We start from the raw sequence: 16,805 nt of genomic DNA on the forward strand, positions 1-16,805 counted from the left end.
AGGTGCAGTCGGCTACAGCTTTCCTTTGGCACGCTCGCCGGCTCAGTGCCAAAAGCGGCCGGAGGATGGGCGCACGTTGCCTGCCGGGCCGTGGGGGAGCGCTAGCCTGGGTGGGCGATGAGTAGTCTCGTGACGCCGGTGGGGGAGTTTGAGCTCGTCCGAGCCACCGGGAATGGTCGTGATGGGCTTCGGGCCTGGGATGCGGCTGATGAGTATCTGTTGCGGCATCTGGCGGAGACGGTGCATCTGGCCGGTGAGGTGGTGGTTTTCGGGGATCGGTGGGGGGCGATTTCTACCGCGCTGGCGGAGTGGGGGCCCAGTCAGGTCAGTGATTCGTTTCTTGGTCAGCGGGCGACGCGGTTGAACCTTGAGCTCAATGGGGTGGCGGGACCGCGGCTGCTTTCGACGTTGGATTCGCTGCCGGAGCGGATCGATGTGCTGGTGGTTCGGGTGCCGAAGAGTTTGGCGCTGCTGGAGGATCAGTTGCACAGGCTCGCGCCCTCGGTTCATGAGGGGACGGTGATCGTCGGGGCGGGGATGGTCACGGAGATTCATACGTCCACGTTGGCGTTGTTCGAGCGGATTCTTGGTCCGACCAGGACGTCGCTGGCGGTGAAGAAGGCGCGGCTCATCTTCTGTGCGCCGGACATGGGGATCAAGCGGACCGGCAGTCCGTGGCCGCGTACCTACGATCTCCCGGAGGGTGTCGGCGTGGTTTCGGGGCGGACCGTAACCAATTACGCGGGGGTGTTCTGCGCGGATCGGCTCGATATCGGGACGCGGTTCCTGTTGCGTCATCTCCCGGTGCGGAGCGGGCAGGTCGTGGATCTCGGCTGCGGGAACGGGGTGGTCGGGCTGGCCGCCGCGCTGGCCGATCCGGGTGCGGAAGTGACGTTCGTGGACGAGTCCTACCATGCGGTGGCCTCGGCGGAGGCGACCTTCCACGCCAATACAGCAGCCCCCGGCCGTTTCCTCGTCACTGACGGCATGTCGGAAATATCGCCCGGCAGTGTGGATCTCGTCCTGAACAACCCGCCGTTCCACAGCCATCGGGCCATCGGCGACGCCACCGCCTGGGAGATGTTCACCGGCTCCCGCCGCGCCCTGCGCCCCGGCGGCGAACTCTACGTCATCGGCAACCGCCACCTCGGCTACCACGTCAAACTCCGCCGCGCCTTCGGCAACTGCGACCTGGTGGCCAGCGACCCCAAGTTCGTCATCCTCCGCGCAGTCAAAAGCCCTGCCGCCGGACGATCCGAAAGGTAAAGCCGAGCGCAATGCGCCACTTACTTGGCGCGCCACCAGAATGACGCAGGTCACCAAGTCGCTCGCCGTTATCCGGCGCCCAAGGCGGTTCCGTTAGGGGTACGAAAGGTAAGAGATGACGGAAGTCGGCCGGATCCGGTTCATGGACGCGCAGCCCGTCAATCTGGACGGGTTCGCGGTGGAGAACGCGGAGCTGGGCCTGGTGGCGCTGGCCTCGCCGCACGATCCCGAGCCGGGCCTGGTCGTCCGGGATGGCGTGGTGGCCGAGCTGGACGGCGTGCGTTCCTATTCGGGGTGGGTGAACGTGGCGATTGTCGCGGTGAACTGATTGGCGAGGGCTTGCATTGATGAGGCTTTGAAGAGGTCGGTGCTGTAGTCGAGGATGCCGGCCAGGCCGTCGCCCAGTGGCCACATCTGTACGGCGACCTCGGCCTTGGTGTAGCGGGAGCCGGGGCCGGGATAGAACTCGGCGGTCAGGTCGCCGAGTGAGGGGCGGAGCATGTCGTTCTGCGGTGTGTTCTGTAGTGCGAACATGGCCTGGCACAGGGGTAGCCTGCTCAGGTCGCGTGGTAGTCGCAGTGCGGTGATCACCTTCTCGTATGGCGTGTCCGCTCGTGTCATTGCCTCGATCACGATCTTCCTGACCCGTTTGGCCAGCTCTCCCGGCCCTGGATTTCCTGATAAATCCGCTCGAATCGCCAGCGTGTTGGCGAAGGAGCCGATCATCGGCGCGTACTCGGCCTTGGATCTTCCGGCGACCGGCACGCCGACGCAGAAGTCCTTCTGTCCGGTCGCCCGTCCGAGCGTGGCCTGGAAGGCCGCCATCAGGACCATGAACGGCGTGCACCGCTCCCGACGCGAGAACCGCTCCAACCCTCGGACGGTCTCGCCCGTCACCTGGAACCGTACTGCGGCCCCCCGACCGGTCCACCGTGACGGCCGCGCATGGTCGATGGGCAGGTCCAGATTGGGCGTCCCGGCCAGTCGCTCGGCCAGGAACGTCACGGCAGGCCCGACGTCTCGTTCCCGCTCCCACGCTGCGAACGCCGTATACGGCATCACCAGTTCCGGCAGTTCCGGCTCCCGCCCTTCCACGGCGGCGGCGTAGCACTCGGCCAGTTCCCGCATCAGCACGTCCAGCGCCCACCCGTCGGCCGCGATGTGATGCAGCACGATGCACAGCAGCATGTGATCGTCGACCACCCGCAGCAGCGCCACCCGCCACGGCGGCTCCATCTCCAGGTCGAAAGGACGGTTCACGAACGCGTCCACCACGACCGCCGGATCCCCTAGCAGTTCCCTCCGTTCCAGGGTGACCGGCCCGGGCGGCAGGATGAACTGCCGAGGCCCCGCGCCGGTCATCCGAAAACGGGCCCGCAGCACCTCGTGCCGGGCGGCGATCCGGGTGAACGCCGCCGCGAGCAGCTCCGGCCGTACCGGACCGCGCAGCCATACGCACCACGGCACGTGATAGCTGGTGTCCTCGGGGTCGAACGCGCTGAGGAACCACAGCCGCTCCTGCCCGGTCGACAGCGGCGCCATCACCCCTCTCTTCTCCCCGAGGGTGCGCCGCAGTGCCTCCCGGCGCTCGGGCGGCACCCTGGCGAGCCGGTCCAGCAGGGCGGCCCGCAGATCCGGCGAGATCACTCCTCCGCCATCTCGGCCAGCAGCAGATCCTCCAGGACCTCGGCGAGCTCCGCCACCGTGCTCTTGTCGAACAGGGTGCGGATCGGCACCTCCACCCCGAGCCCGGCCCGGATCCTGGCCGCCATCCGGGTCGCCAGCAGCGAATGCCCGCCCAGCTCGAAGAAGTCCTCGAACACTCCTACTTCGGGCACTCCCAGCAGCCCGCACCAGATGGCGGCCACGAACCCCTCCGCGTCGGTGCGCGGCAGCACCCGCTCGGCCGCCCCCGGCCTGCCCGGCTCCGGCAGCGCCGCCCGGTCGACCTTGCCGCCCTTGGTGAGCGGCAGCGCGTCCATCCGGGCCCACACGGTCGGCACCAGATGCCGGGGCAGCCGCGCCACCAGATCGGCCCGCAGGTCCACCGGATCGGCGGTGCCCGCGTAGTAGGCTACGAGATCGTCCTGCCGCGCCGTCACATATGCCTGCGCCACCTCGGGATGGGCGAGCAGATGGCTCTCGACCTCGCCCGGTTCGATCCGGAAGCCGCGTACTTTGAGCTGGTCGTCCGTCCGCCCGAGGAACTCCAGCCGCCCGTCGCTCCGCCACCGCGCCCGATCCCCGGTCAAATACCGCCGCCCGCCCGGATTGTACGGATCCGGCACGAACCGGCTCGCGGTCAACCCCGGCAGCCCGGCATAACCACGCGCCACCCCGACCCCGCCAAGAGCGAGCTCACCCACCACCCCGGCCGGCGCCGCCAAACCCTGATCGTCGAGCACGACCGCCGACGTCCCGCCGATGGCCGCCCCGATGGACGGCCGCCGCCGCGCGTCCTCCGCCCCCAGGTCGGCGATGGTCGCGATCACCGTCCCCTCAGTCGGCCCGTACGAGTTGACCAGCCGCACCGTATCCCCGAACCGATCCCGCCACCGCTCCACCGCCGCCGCCATGACCTGCTCGCCGCCCAGGACCACCAGCCGCAACCCCGGCGGCCAGGCGATCTCGTCGAGCACGTCCACCAGCCGATGCCAGTACGCGGTAGGCAGATCCAGCACGGTCACCTCCGGCCCCGACCGCAGCAGATCCGGCAGGGTGGCCGCCCCGTCGGGCAGCAGCACCAGCGCCGCCCCCGCCGCCAGCGCCGGAAACACCTCCTCCACATGCGCGTCGAAACTCAGCGCCGAGAACTGCACCACCCGATCCCGCGGCCCGATCTGGTACGCCTCCCGCATCCACGCGACCCGCGCCTCAACCCCGGCCCGCTCCGCGACCACCACCCGCGGCACCCCGGTCGTCCCCGACGTCGGAATCACGTACGCGGCCCCCGAATACCGGAGAGTGCCCGCACCCCGAGTGACGCCTTCGGAGGTGACGATCCAGTGCGCGGGTCCGGCCAGCAACGCGATGCGATCATCCGGATCGTCCGGATCCAGCGGCAGATACGCGGCCCTCAACCGCCACACCGCCAGCAACGTCGCGATCGCCTCCACCGACCTCGGCAGGCATACCCCCACAAGATCCCCGGGCCGTACTCCGGAGAGCCTTCGGGCGATCTCCTCCACCCGCGCGTCGAGCTCCTCGTACGTCACCCGCTCGTCCCCGCAGATCAACGCGACCGCGTCGGGCTCCCCACCCAGCGCGAACGCGGCCTCCCGTACCGGCTCCACCACCGGAGCGGCCACGGGATCCGCCATCGCCAGCCGCGACACCGGCACCTGAGGATCCGCCGCCGCCGACTCCAGCAGCCGCAGGAAACGTTCGCCCATCAGCCGGACATCGGCCTCGCGGAACAGCGCGGTGTCGTAGTTGAACGACACCAAAATCCGGCTGCCGTCATGCCAGGCGTCGATGTTGAGGTCCACCTTGGCCTGCCGGTACCCCGACTCGAACTGGCTCATGGTGAGCCCGCCGAACGAGCCGTCCTTGCCCGGTGTCTGGTTGTGCAGGATGAACAGGCTCGGCACCAGCGTCTCGGCGGGCTGCGCGAACCGCTCGAACGGCACGCCCGGCCGGCCGAGCGCCGTCACCGCGTCCGCCCGGGTCCGGTCCACCAACTCGGCGAAGCCGGGGTCGTCGCTGAGATCCCCGCGCAGCGCCACGACCTGCGAGACGAACCCGACGATCGCCTCAAGCCCGGCCCGTTCCCTGGCCGCCACCGCCGTGCCCACCAGCACGTCACGCTGCCCGGTATGCCGGGAGATAAGGGCCATGTACGCGGCCGTGAGCACCATGAACAGCGTCGCCCGCCGCTCCCTGCCCACCCGCTCAAGCCCGCGCACCACCTCAGGCGGAATCTCCATCAGATGGAACCCGCCCCGCCCGCTAGCCGCTCCCACCGCACGGAACGGAAGGTCGGGCGGCGGCGGATCGGCCAGCCGTTCCAGCCAGAACGGCACCGCCCGCTCGTCCCGCCTGCGCTGCCAGCGCGCGTAGTCGCTGGGCTGGATCGGCAGCGGCGCCAGCCTGGGCTCCCGCCCCGCCACCGAGGCGTCGTAACATTCGGCCAGGTCGGCCAGGAGGATCTGCAGCGACCAGCCGTCCACGATGATGTGGTGCGGCACCACGCACAGCACGTGCTCCAGCGGCCCGAGCTCGATCATCGAGATCCGCACCGGCGGCCCCGCCGACAGGTCGAACGGGCGCCCCACCAGCTCGGCGACCAGCTCCTCCGCCTCGGCCTCACCGCCCGCCCGCCGCCAATCCACTGGGGGCGGCGGGCCCGCCACCGCCCACGGCACGCCTTCCTCGTCGACGAAGCGGGTGCGCAGGCTCTCGTGCCGGGCCGCGACCAGGGCGACCGCGCGGTCCACGGCGGCCCGGTCGAGCGGGCCGCGCAGCCGCCGTACCAGATGGCAGTTGTAGGCGGAGTTGTCGGGCTTCAGCCGCTGGAGCACCCACAGGCGCTCCTGGGCGGGGGAGAGGGGCGCTTTCATGACCCGGCCGCCAGGTCGTCGAAGATGGCGGCCAGATCTTCCGCGCTCAGCCCGTCCAGCTGGTCGCGGAGCGCGGCCACCTCGTCCAGGTCCAGCTCGTCCGGGTCGAACAGTTCCATCTCGCGGGCCAGGGCGGCGACCGTGGAATGCTCGAAGAGCAGCACGATCGGCACCACGATGGCGAACCGCGCCTGGATCTTGGCGATGATCTGGGTGGCGGCCAGCGAATGCCCGCCCAGGTCGAAGAAGTCGTCGTCGGCGCCGATCGGCTCGGCCACGCCGAGCACCTCCCCCCAGATGGCGGCCAGCTCCTGCTCGACCGGGGTGGCCGGCTCCCGGTAGGGGACGGTGCCCACCCTGGTCCAGGCGGGTGGCGGCAGCGCGGCCCGGTCGAGCTTGCCGTTGGGGGTGAGCGGCAGCGCCTCGAGCACGACCAGGTGCGCGGGCACCATGTATTCCGGCAGCGTCCTGCGCAGCCGCTCGCGCAGCACCGGCCAGAGCGCGCCGGGGTCGGCCTCTTGTGGCACCACGTAGGCCACCAGCCGGAGCGTGCCGTCCGGGCCCGGGTGGACAGCCGCGGCGGCCTGGCGCACCTCGACGCCGGAGCGCAGCGCGGTCTCGATCTCGCCGAGCTCGATGCGGAAGCCGCGCACCTTGACCTGCTGGTCGGCCCGGCCGAGGTATTCGAGCCCGGCCCCGGTGCGGCGGACCAGGTCGCCGGTGGCGTACATGCGGGTGCCGGGACGGGGGCTGAACGGGTCGGGCCGGAACCGCGCGGCCGTCAGGCGCGGCAGGCCCCGGTAGCCGCGGGCGACGCCCGCGCCGCCGATGTGCAGCTCGCCCTCCTCGGCGGGGGAGCCGTCCTCGGCGAGCACGTACAGGCCGGTGTCGCCGACCGGGTCGCCGAGGGTGACCGGGGCGGGCGCCGGCGCCACCAGGCCCGCGGCGGACCAGACCGTGGTCTCGGTGGGGCCGTACACGTTCCACAGCCGCACCCCGTCGGCGAGCAGCGCGTCGGCGAGGTCGCGGGGCAGCGCCTCGCCGCCGCACAGGCGGGTCGCGATCTGTTCCGGCACGCCGCCGGACTCGAGCAGGACCCGCCATCCGGCCGGGGTGGCCTGCATGATCGTCGCCCCCTGGGCGATCGCCAGCTCGCGCAGCGCCTTGCCGTCGGCGGTGTCCGCCGCGATCACCACCCGGGCCCCGCAGGCCAGCGGCAGCAGCAGCTCGAGCACCGAGATGTCGAACGACAGGGTCGTCACCGCCAGCCAGACGTCGCCGGGGGCCGGCTTCAGCGTGTCCGCGAACGACTCGATCAGGTGGGTGACCGCGCGGTGCGGCACCGCCACCCCCTTCGGGCGGCCGGTCGAGCCCGAGGTGTACATCAGGTACGCCAGATCGCCGTGCGGCCAGAGGCCCGGCTCGGCGTCCCCCGCCGCCAGCCCGCCCTCGCTGATCGTCAGCACCTCGGGCACGCCCGCGACCAGCCGCTCGTCCACGCCCGGCTGGGTCAGCACCAGCCGGATCCCCGCGTCCTGGAGCATCAGCCGCAGCCGATCCTCCGGGAAGGCCGGGTCGAGCGGCACGTACGCGCCGCCCGCCGCCCACACCGCCAGCACCGCGACCAGCATGCCGGTGGTCCGCTCCAGGCAGAGGCCGACCGGCACTTCCGGCCCGACCCCGCGCCCGCGCAGGACCCCCGCCAGCGCGCTCACCCGGCGATGCAGCTCGGCGTAGGTCAGGTCCCCGCCGGGGCCGCTCACCGCGACCGCGTCCGGGGTCAGATCACGCCATCGCGCCAGCAGGCTCATCTCACATGCCTTTCAGTTGGGATAGGCGCAGGTCCGGGTGCTTGCCCGCCCGATGGACCAGGCCGGTGAAGGTCTCCCCGATCAGGTGACCCGTCTCGGCGGAGAACAGGTCGCTGTTGTATTCGAGCCAGCCGCCGACGCCGTCGGCGTCCCGGTAGATCTCCCCGAAGACCTCCGCCCTGGCCTGGGTGACCCGCAGCGGCTCGCACGTCTCCACCCGCAGATCGCCCAGCGTGGTACGGAACAGGTCGGCCTTCGGCAGATCGTGGGTGAGGTTGAACACCACCTGGCAGAGCGGCGGGCGGCTCAGATCCCGGGGCGGCTGGACCGCGTTCAGCACCCGCTCGAACGGCGTGTCGGAGTTCTGCAGCGCCCGCAGGAACGGCCCCTTGGCCCGGCGCAGCAGCTCCCGGAAGGTCGGGTCGCCGGACAGGTCGGCGCGCAGCGCGATCGTGTTGGAGAAGCAGCCGATCAGCGGCGCGAACTCGGCCCGGCCGCGCCCGTGCACCGGCACGCCCACGCAGAAGTCCTGCTGCCCGGCCAGCATGCCCATGCTCGCCTGGAACGCCACCACGAGCGCCATGAACTGGGTGCAGCGCTCCTGCTTGGCCAGCTCCTCCAGCCTGGTCGCGGCGTCGTCGGGCACCGAGACGTACTGGCGAACCGCCCGCCCGCTCCACCGCTTCGGCCGCGGCCGATCGGTGGGCAGGTCCAGCGGCGGCACACCGGCGAGCCACTCGGCCCACCACTCCAGGGCGCGCGGGTCCTGCCGCTTCCGTTCCCACACCGCGAAATGCCGGTATTGCAGGGGAAGGGCGGGCAGGTCGGCTTCCCGGCCTTCCCGGTAGGCGGCATAACATTCGGCCAGCTCGCGCATGAGCACGTCAAGCGACCAGGCGTCACCGGCGATGTGGTGGATCACCATGCAGAGCAGGTGCGCGTCCCCGTCGGCGATCAGCGCCACCCGGATCGGCAGGTCCCTGCTCAGGTCGAAGGGCCGGTTGACGAACCCGACCACCGCCTGCTCGCCGCCGTCCATCCGCTCCACCGGCACCTGCTCCGGCTCCCGCACCACCTGCGCCGGCCGGTCGCCCCGCAGCAGGAACCGGGTGCGCAGCACCTCGTGCCTGGCCACGATCCGGGAGAACGCCCAGACCAGCCCCGCGTGGTCCACCGCGCCGTGCAGCCGGACATGCCACATCATGTGGTAGCCGGTGTCGGCCGGGTCGAACCTGCTGAGGAACCACAGCCGCTCCTGGCCGGAGGAGAGCGGCCAGGCCATCCCGTCCGCCTGCTCGGCCAGCGACCTGCGCAGCGCCTCCCGCCGCGCCTGCGGCAGCTCCGCCAGCCGTTTGACCAGCTCCGCGCGATCCTCGGGGGTCATGACGTGACCTTCTCGAGCCGGCGCTGCAGCGCCTGTGTGCCAACCAGGTCATCGGGCACCGCGTCCGGCACCTCCTCGTCGAAACGGGCCAGCCTGCTGATCCGCAGCGCGGCCAGCGCGATGACCGCGATCGCCAGGCCGCAGACCAGATAGAGCAGGCCGATGCCGCGGTCCGCGCCGATGCCGGCCGCCGCGCCGATGTGCTTGAACAGCTCCGACCCGTACGGCACGACCACGATGTAGCCGAACGGCAGGGTCGACCAGGCCACCAGCGTGTTCAGCGCGATCACCCGGCCGTGGAACCGCTGCGGCACCTTGACCTGGATGATCGTCGCGTACTGGCCGTTGATCAGGGTCATGCAGAACGCCATGCCGAACGCGCCCGCCGCGATCAGGGTCAGATCCGAGCGGAACCCCACCACCCCGCAGAACACCGCGAAGCCCAGCGTGGCCAGGAACACCCCGCGCAGCCGGTGCCTGCGCGGCCCGCCCCAGACGCTCATCACCAGGCCGCCGAGCAGGCCGCCCACCCCGCCGGCCAGCGACACCCGCGCGATGTCGGCCAGCGTCGCGAAGGACAGCACCAGCGGCGTGAACATCAGCCACAGCGGCGCGAGGAACACGTTGAGCACCGCGAACCAGAGCAGCATGGCGCGGAAGCTGACGTTGCCCCACGAGTGCCGGACGCCGCCCGCGATCTCGGCGAGCAGCCCCTCCCTGCGCCGCCACGCCATCGTCCTGGGGAACTGGACGAAGACCACCACGAGGGTCGCCACCACGTAGCTGAGCACGTCCAGCGCCAGGATGCCGCCGAGGCCGATCACCGACAGCAGCCCGACCGCGAGCAGCGGCACCAGCAGCATGGCCGACCCGCTCACGGTCGCCACGACGCCGTTGGCGTGGCCCAGGTACTGCTTGGGCACCAGCTGCGGGACCGCCGACATGTACGCGAACCGCTGGAACGTGAGCGCCAGCGACAGCGCCACGATCAGCGGATAGATATGCCACACCTGGAGGTTGCCCGTCCACGCCAGGACGCCCAGGATCAGCTGCACCCCGCCCGCGGCCAGATCGCCGAGGATCATGATGGTGCGCCGGTCGTACCGGTCCACGATTGCCCCGGCCAGCGGCGACACCAGCATGCCGGGCACCAGCCCGAGCACCGCGAACATGGTGAAGTCGGCCAGCGACCCGGTGGTGATGTAGATCCACACCGGGATGGCGAAGTCGGTCAGCGCCGAGCCCGTCCACGAGATCAGCTGTCCGGCGGCGACGGCGAAGAAGCGGCGCATGCTCGGGCTGGGGCCGAGCGCGAGCCCGTCCTCGTCGGCCGCCACGTCCTTGCGGGACAGCCCCTGCAGCCACCAGGTGGACCGCTCGGTGCGGCGGAGCGGCTCTGTGGCGTCCTCCGCGATCGCCCGGTGGGTGCCGGTGACGATCGCGGCCAGCTCTTCGGCGCGGTACTTCAGGTAGAAGTGCCCGGCTTCGTCGAGCACCACCCCGGCGGCGCAGTCGCTCAGCAGGTGCCACTCGCGGTAGCGCTCCTGGTAGAACTCGCAGGCCGGGTCGCGTTCGCCCGCCACTGAGATCACGGGGGCGCGCAGGCGCGCGATGCCCTGCTCGAACAGGTTCGTGAAGTACTGCTCGGCCTCGCGGGTGCCCCGCCTGCGGTTCTCGATCACGAGCTTGAGCTGGGCGGGTTCGAGGTCGTCGAGGTCCAAGCCGGCCGCTTGCAGGGCGTTGGCCCAGATCTGGTCGCTGCGCAGGCGCTCCATGACGCGGGAGAGTCCGGCCAAGCGGCCCCTCGGGCGGCCGAACGGGAAGATGCCGCCCAGGTAGACGGCGTCCACCTCGCGGCCGGCCGCCTCCAGCTTGCGGGCGATGTCCACGGTGAGCATGACGCCCAGGCCGCAGTGGCCGTACAGGACGAGCGGGCCTTGCACGTTCGCCAGGATCTCCGCCACGCAGCCGTCGGCGACCTCCGGGATCGGGCGGCCCTCTTCGCCCAGCTCGTGGCCGGGGACGGCGATCGAGAGGAGCTGCCAGTCGTCCGGCATCACGTCGGCCAGGGGTTTGTAGATGACCGCGCTGCCACCGCCGTACGGCGCGCAGACGAGGGTCCCTTTCGTCTGCTTCCGGGGTGGTGTGAACCGGTGCAGGAAACGTTTCGGGCCGCTGTCGCCGGTGTCGAGGAGGCGGGCCAGGTCGCGTACGGTGCGGTGTTTGAACAGGTCGAGTACGGTCACGGTCCGGTGTGGCACGGCCTTGCGGAGGCGGGCGATCACGCGCATGGCCAGCAGTGAGTGGCCGCCGAGGGTGAAGAAGTCGTCGAGCGCGCCGACCTGGTCCGCGTCGAGCAGGTCGGCCCAGATGGCGGCGACGATCCGCTCGGATTCGGTGGCAGGGGGGATGTGCTCGCCCGCTGGGAGCGCGGCGAGTTCGGGGAGTTTGTCGCGGTCGATCTTGCCGTGGGATTTGAGGGGGAGTTCGGCCAGCCAGATGAACTGAGTGGGGATCATGTAGTCGGGGAGGGTTCGTGCCAGGCGGTCGCGGAGTTCCTCGTCGGGGACGGGGTCGCCAGTGAGGTAGGCGACCAGGCGGTCGTTGCGGGGGACGACCACGCAGGCGCCGCCGATGACGGCTTCGATCTCGGCGGGTTCGACGCGGTAGCCGCGGATTTTGAGCTGGTGGTCGCGGCGGCCTAGGAAGTCCAGGTCGCCTGAGGGTAGCCAGCGGGCCAGGTCGCCGGTGCGGTACATGCGGGCGCCGGGCTCGCCGTACGGGTCGGGGAGGAAGTTCTCGGCGGTGAGCGCTGGGCGGTTCAGGTAGCCGCGGGCCAGGCGGGGGCCGCCGAGATAGACCTCGCCGGGGACGCCCACGGGGACCGGGCGCAGGTGCCGGTCAAGGACGTGCACGCGCGCGCCCGGGAGGGGCTCGCCGATGGGGAGTGTGCCGTGGTCCTGCGGGAACTCGATCTTGTACGTTGTGACGCCCACCGTGGCTTCGGTCGGGCCATAGTGGTTGACGACCGGGCAGATCTGGGCGAGTTCGCTTGCCCAGGTGGCGTCGGCCGCTTCGCCACCGAGGATCAGCAGCCGCCGGGGGAGTAGCTCGGCGGGTGGCGTGTCGGCGGACAGCGCGGCCAGATGTGATGGCGTGATCTTGAGATAGTCCGCCGGTCTTTTCCGGAAATATGCGGCTAAATCGGGGCCTGCTGTGCGGGAGGGGATCAGATTGAGGGTGCCGCCGGTCATCAGGCACAGGTAGAAGACCGTCACCGCGAAGTCGAACGCCAGCGATTGCAGCAGCGCGAATGACGCGCCCGGTTCTATCCCGAAACGTTCGTGCACGCCCGCCAGATATGTCATGACTTCGCGATGCTGAACGGCGACACCCTTCGGCCGCCCGGTCGTCCCGGAGGTGTAGATCACATACGCGAGATCCGCGCTTCCAGCGCTTCGGTCGATGTTCGCCCCGTTTATCCCTTCGCCGACCAGGACCGGGCTGACCCCGCCAGGAAGGCGATCGAGCAGCGTGCTGTCCGTGACGACCAGCTCCGCCCTCGCGTCCGACACCACGAACGCGAGCCGCTCCTTCGGATGTTCGGGATCCAGCGGCAGATACGCCGCGCCCGATTTGAGCACGCCGAGCACCGCCACCGCCGACTCCACCGACTGCTCCAGGCAGATCCCCACCCGGCTTCCCGGCCCTGCCCCCAGCCGCAGCAGCCGGTTCGCCAGCTCTTCGGCGAGCCCGTCCAGCTCCGCGTAGGTCAGCGATTTCTCGCCGCAGACGACCGCCGTGGTCAGGGGCGTACGAGCGGCTTGCGAGGAAATCGCCTCGTGCAACGTTCCCGCCGATGTGAACGGCGTCGCCGGCTCGCTCGCCCCGAACGCCAGGACCTCGGCGGCCTGCTCCTCCGCGAGCATGTCCAGCGCCGAGACCCGCACGTCCGGATCGGCCACGATCGACCGCAGCAGCCTGCCGAAACACGCGTTCAGCCGCTCCATCGTCGCGGGCCGGAACAGCGCCGTGGAATAGACGAACGTCCCCGTCAGCCCGCCCGGCGTCTCGAACAGATACAGCGCCAGGTCGAACCTGCTGGAAACCGTCGGAACCGGAAACGCCTCCAGCGTCAGCCCTGGCGTCTTCAACCCGCTCGACCGGTAGTTGTGCAGCGAGAACAGCACCTGGAACACCGGCGGCCGGGACACGTCCCGCTCGACCGCCAGCTCGGTCACCAGCCGGTCGAACGGCAACTCCTGATGCGTGTACGCGTCCAGCGCCGTCTCCCGGGTCCGCCCCAGCAGCTCCGCGAACGTCGGATCCCCGGACAGGTCCGCACGCATCGGCAGTGAGTTAATGAAAACCCCCACCATCCGCTCAAGCTCGGGCAGATCCCGCCCCGACACCGGCGACCCGACCGCGAAGTCCTCCTGCCCGGAGAACCGCGACAGCAGCACCTGGAACGCGGCCAGCATCGTCATATACCTGGTCGCGCCATGCTTGCGCCCGAGCAGGGTCAGCGCCTCGGTCAGCTCGGCGTCCACCCAGACGTCACTCGCCGCGCCCTCCCACCGCTGCTCCGGCGGCCGGGGAAAGTCGGTCGGCAGGTCCAGCGGCGGCAGGCCCGCCAGCTGCCCCCGCCAGTAGGCGATGTCCTTGTCGTGCGAGCGGTCCCGCTGCCAGCGCGCGTAGTCGCCGTACTGCACGGCGATGGGCGCCAGCCGCGCCTCGGTCCCCGCCCGCCTGGCCGTGTAGAGCGCGAACAGCTCCTCCATCGCGATGTCGCACGACCAGCCGTCGGTGACGCTGTGATGCATGGACAGCAGCAGCACCGACTCGCTCGCGCCCAGCCTGATCACGAGCACCCGGATCAGTGGCCCGCGCTCCAGGTCGAAGGGCCGGTCCAGCTCCCGCGGCAGCCGCGACAGGTCGTCCACGTGGAACTCGGCGTCGGGGCCGTCGAGCAGGACCTGCGGCTCGCCGTCCTCGGTGGCGGTGAACCGCATCCGCAGGGCTTCATGCCGGGCGGTCAGGTCCTTGAGCGCTTTGGCCATCGCCTCTTCGTCGATCGCGTCGTCCACCCGGACGGCGAAAGGGACGGTGTAGGCGGGGGTGTCAGGGGTGTACTGCTCCAGGAACCAGAGGCGCTCCTGGGCGTACGACAGCGGGGGAGGCGTGTCCGCGGGGCGCCGCTGGATCGACAGCGCCGCGGCCCCTTGCCGGAACCGTTGCGCGAGCCGGGAACGCTGGGCAGGCGAGAGTTCGGCCCGCGTCACGGCATGATCCCCGACTGAACTCCACGGGCACGAAACACTGGGAGCGCTCCCATCTTGCTTGGTACGGTTTTACTTGTTCCGGCACGACCAATATCGGCAGACCAAAAACACGGAGCCACAAAAGCAACCCCGTTCCACTCGAACTCGCGCACCTATGGGAACGCTCCCACCCTTACCGCAGGCGGAACCAGCGCGAGTTCTCCGTCACGGTATACATCACACGACGTTCCAGCCACCTGTTGGCGTGAGGAACTTGCTCCTGCTCCCTGCGGGGTTCTCCGGATCTGGGAAGATTCCCGGCCGGGCGGGCGGTAAAGGCCGGGTGCATGAAAATTACATTCGCCCGGCCCGATGGTTTCGCTTGGGAGGCGTGGGTAGGTGGCCAGGTAGGGGACTAAACCACTACAAAGGTGGATATTGCCGAGGGGAGGGTGTGTCGATGACCGATACTGACCCGAGAGCGGTGGCCGAGCCGGTTACGGCAGGCAAAGTGGGAGCGCGGCGGGCGGAGATGGGCCAGCAACTGCCGGACAGCGTCTCGCTCTCGCTCAACGTGCCCCAGATTCGGCCTGCGGCGACCGCCCGGCCGGAGGCGGCAACCCCGTCCACCGCCGACCCGACACCCGCCATGCTGATCTGGCCACCGATCGAACCACCACGCCGGCCCGACATATCCGACGACCTTGCCGAGAACGCCAGGCGCATGAACGAAGCGCCTCCCGTCAACGACGTCGTCGCCGCCCACACCCGGCATGACACATCACCGGAGACCACCCCTGCCCGGCCGGCCTCCGAAACGCCGCCGCGAAAGCACCGCGCCCGCTACGTGACCGCGGCCGCCGTCGCGGCGGGCGTGGCCGCCCTGATAAGGCACCACAGAAGGGTCCACCACTAGAACTTCGCTCCTTCAGGATGAGCCGGGACCGTGTGATGAAGTACGGTTTGACCCGCCGGAAAACACCTGAGGAGAAACACCGTGGCGGACTTTACCGATCCCCGACCTATGTGGGGATTCGCGAAGTGACCCTGCTCGCCGAACGGTACCGGCTTATTGCGCCCATCGGCCAGGGTGGCATGGGCACGGTCTGGCACGCCATGGACGAACTCCTCCGCCAAGAGGTCGCGATCAAGGAAGTGCTGCTTCCGCCTGACCTCGGCGAAGCCCAGCTGGTCGAGATGCGCGAGCGCACCCTGCGCGAAGCCCGCGCCGCCGCGCGGCTGCGTTCCCACCCGTCGATCGTGACCGTGCACGACGTGGTCCTGGACGGCGGGCGCCCGTGGATCATCATGGAGCTGGTCCGGGGGCAGTCCCTCGACAAGATCGTCCGTACCGGCGGGCCGCTGCCGCCGCAGCGGGTCGCCGAGATCGGGCTGACCATGCTGGACGCGCTCAACGCCGCCCATTCCATGGGCATCCTGCATCGGGACGTCAAACCGGGCAACGTGCTGATCACCGGCCAGGGCCGGGTCCTGCTCACCGACTTCGGCATCGCGACCGTGGCGGGCGACGTGGCCCTGACGCAGACCGGCCTGCTGAGCGGTTCGCCCGGATATATGGCTCCAGAACGCCTGCGTGGCGAGCCTGACGGGCCGCTGGCCGATCTGTGGTCGCTGGGCGCCACGTTGTACACGGCTGTCGAGGGGACCACGGCGTTCCACCGGGAGAACCCCGCGGCGATCATGGCCGCGGTGCTGATGCACGAGCCGCATCCGATGCGGCTGGCGGGGCCGCTGGCGCCCGTACTGGCCGCGATCCTGGAGAAGGACCCGGCCCGCCGCTGCCCGCCCGGCTATGCCGCCGCCCAGTTCCAGGCGATCGCCGGAGGCGGCATCCCCACCGGCCCCACCATGCCCGCCCCGCTGGCCCCGCGCCCCCGCCGTGGCTCCCCGACGCCGCTCATCGTCGGCGGCGTCCTGGGGGTGACATTGCTCGCCATCACCGGTGTGGTCCTGTGGCGCGACGACCTGATCCCGTCATTCGCCGCCACTCCCAGCACGAGCAGCTCCGCCAATGGCACCGGCACCGGCGAACCGTCGTCCGAACCCACGGCCGAGGCGACCCCGCTGCTCCGCGCCGACCCCGAAGCGTGTGACCTCCTCACCCCCGCCCAGGCGCGGGTCCTCCTGGGCGGCGCGGTCAAGCGCCAGTTCCAGACCCACGGCTCGTGCATGTGGACGGGCCCCAACAACACCTCGTTCATCAACCTGCAGAAAACCCAGTTCGTGAACCTGGAGGTCACCCAGTCGGCGTACGACGGGATCCGGGCGACCATGGAGGACGAGCCCAAGCGCTACCCCGCCACCCGCCTGCGGGCCACCCGGACCGTCGGCAACGCCACCTACAGCTGGACCCGCCAAGCCGACGGCTACCACCAGACGACCGTCATGTTCAAAACCGCCAACGTGACAGCGTCCCTGTACTACTCGGGCCCTCGACCGGGTTTCGCCACCGCCGACCGCGCCGCCAAACTCGTCAACGCCGCGATCCTGGCCGCTCACTGAG

At 70.4% G+C, this 16,805-nt stretch carries 9 protein-coding genes; 4 read left to right on the plus strand and 5 right to left on the minus strand.

Annotated features, from left to right (window positions below; all coding sequences use genetic code 11):
• The first annotated feature begins 117 nt into the window (after nucleotides 1–117).
• Both Amac_RS39905 and Amac_RS39910 read left to right on the plus strand, forming a co-directional pair.
• Complete coding sequence (locus tag Amac_RS39905; RefSeq protein ID WP_155359622.1) at nucleotides 118–1,266, plus strand: methyltransferase; 1,149 nt, start codon at nucleotides 118–120, stop codon at nucleotides 1,264–1,266.
• 115 nt (nucleotides 1,267–1,381) lie between these two features.
• Nucleotides 1,382–1,594, plus strand: a complete 213-nt coding sequence (locus Amac_RS39910; protein WP_155359623.1) for a propanediol/glycerol family dehydratase large subunit — start codon at nucleotides 1,382–1,384, stop codon at nucleotides 1,592–1,594.
• Here Amac_RS39910 and Amac_RS39915 read toward each other — a convergent pair.
• Genes Amac_RS39915 through Amac_RS39935 form a run of 5 tightly spaced genes read right to left on the minus strand, consistent with a single transcriptional unit; the run spans nucleotide 1,552 to nucleotide 14,302 of the window.
• On the minus strand, nucleotides 1,552–2,913 hold the full coding sequence (locus tag Amac_RS39915) for a condensation domain-containing protein (protein WP_155359624.1): 1,362 nt from the start codon (nucleotides 2,911–2,913) through the stop codon (nucleotides 1,552–1,554). The two genes, Amac_RS39910 and Amac_RS39915, sit on opposite strands and share 43 nt — an antisense overlap.
• Nucleotides 2,910–5,825: a condensation domain-containing protein gene (locus Amac_RS39920; protein WP_155359625.1), complete on the minus strand. Its 2,916-nt coding sequence runs from the start codon at nucleotides 5,823–5,825 to the stop codon at nucleotides 2,910–2,912. Before Amac_RS39920 ends, Amac_RS39915 begins: the two co-directional genes overlap by 4 nt.
• A complete protein-coding gene (locus tag Amac_RS39925; RefSeq protein ID WP_155359626.1) occupies nucleotides 5,822–7,636 on the minus strand; it encodes a non-ribosomal peptide synthetase in 1,815 nt (604 codons plus the stop codon). Before Amac_RS39925 ends, Amac_RS39920 begins: the two co-directional genes overlap by 4 nt.
• A gap of 1 nt (nucleotide 7,637) precedes the next feature.
• Entirely contained in the window at nucleotides 7,638–9,020 is a 1,383-nt protein-coding gene (locus Amac_RS39930; RefSeq protein ID WP_155359627.1) for a condensation domain-containing protein, read from the minus strand.
• Entirely contained in the window at nucleotides 9,017–14,302 is a 5,286-nt protein-coding gene (locus tag Amac_RS39935; protein ID WP_155359628.1) for a non-ribosomal peptide synthetase/MFS transporter, read from the minus strand. Before Amac_RS39935 ends, Amac_RS39930 begins: the two co-directional genes overlap by 4 nt.
• Nucleotides 14,303–14,741: 439 nt before the next feature.
• On the opposite strand from Amac_RS39935, the gene Amac_RS39940 reads away from it, so the two are divergent.
• Both Amac_RS39940 and Amac_RS39945 read left to right on the plus strand, forming a co-directional pair.
• Complete coding sequence (locus tag Amac_RS39940) at nucleotides 14,742–15,197, plus strand: hypothetical protein (RefSeq protein ID WP_155359629.1); 456 nt, start codon at nucleotides 14,742–14,744, stop codon at nucleotides 15,195–15,197.
• A 125-nt stretch (nucleotides 15,198–15,322) separates the two neighbouring features.
• Nucleotides 15,323–16,804, plus strand: coding sequence for a serine/threonine-protein kinase (locus Amac_RS39945; protein ID WP_170322899.1), 1,482 nt, complete (start codon nucleotides 15,323–15,325; stop codon nucleotides 16,802–16,804).
• Nucleotide 16,805 lies beyond the last annotated feature (1 nt).

Origin of the sequence: Acrocarpospora macrocephala (assembly GCF_009687865.1) — a bacterium.
GTDB lineage: Bacteria > Actinomycetota > Actinomycetes > Streptosporangiales > Streptosporangiaceae > Acrocarpospora > Acrocarpospora macrocephala.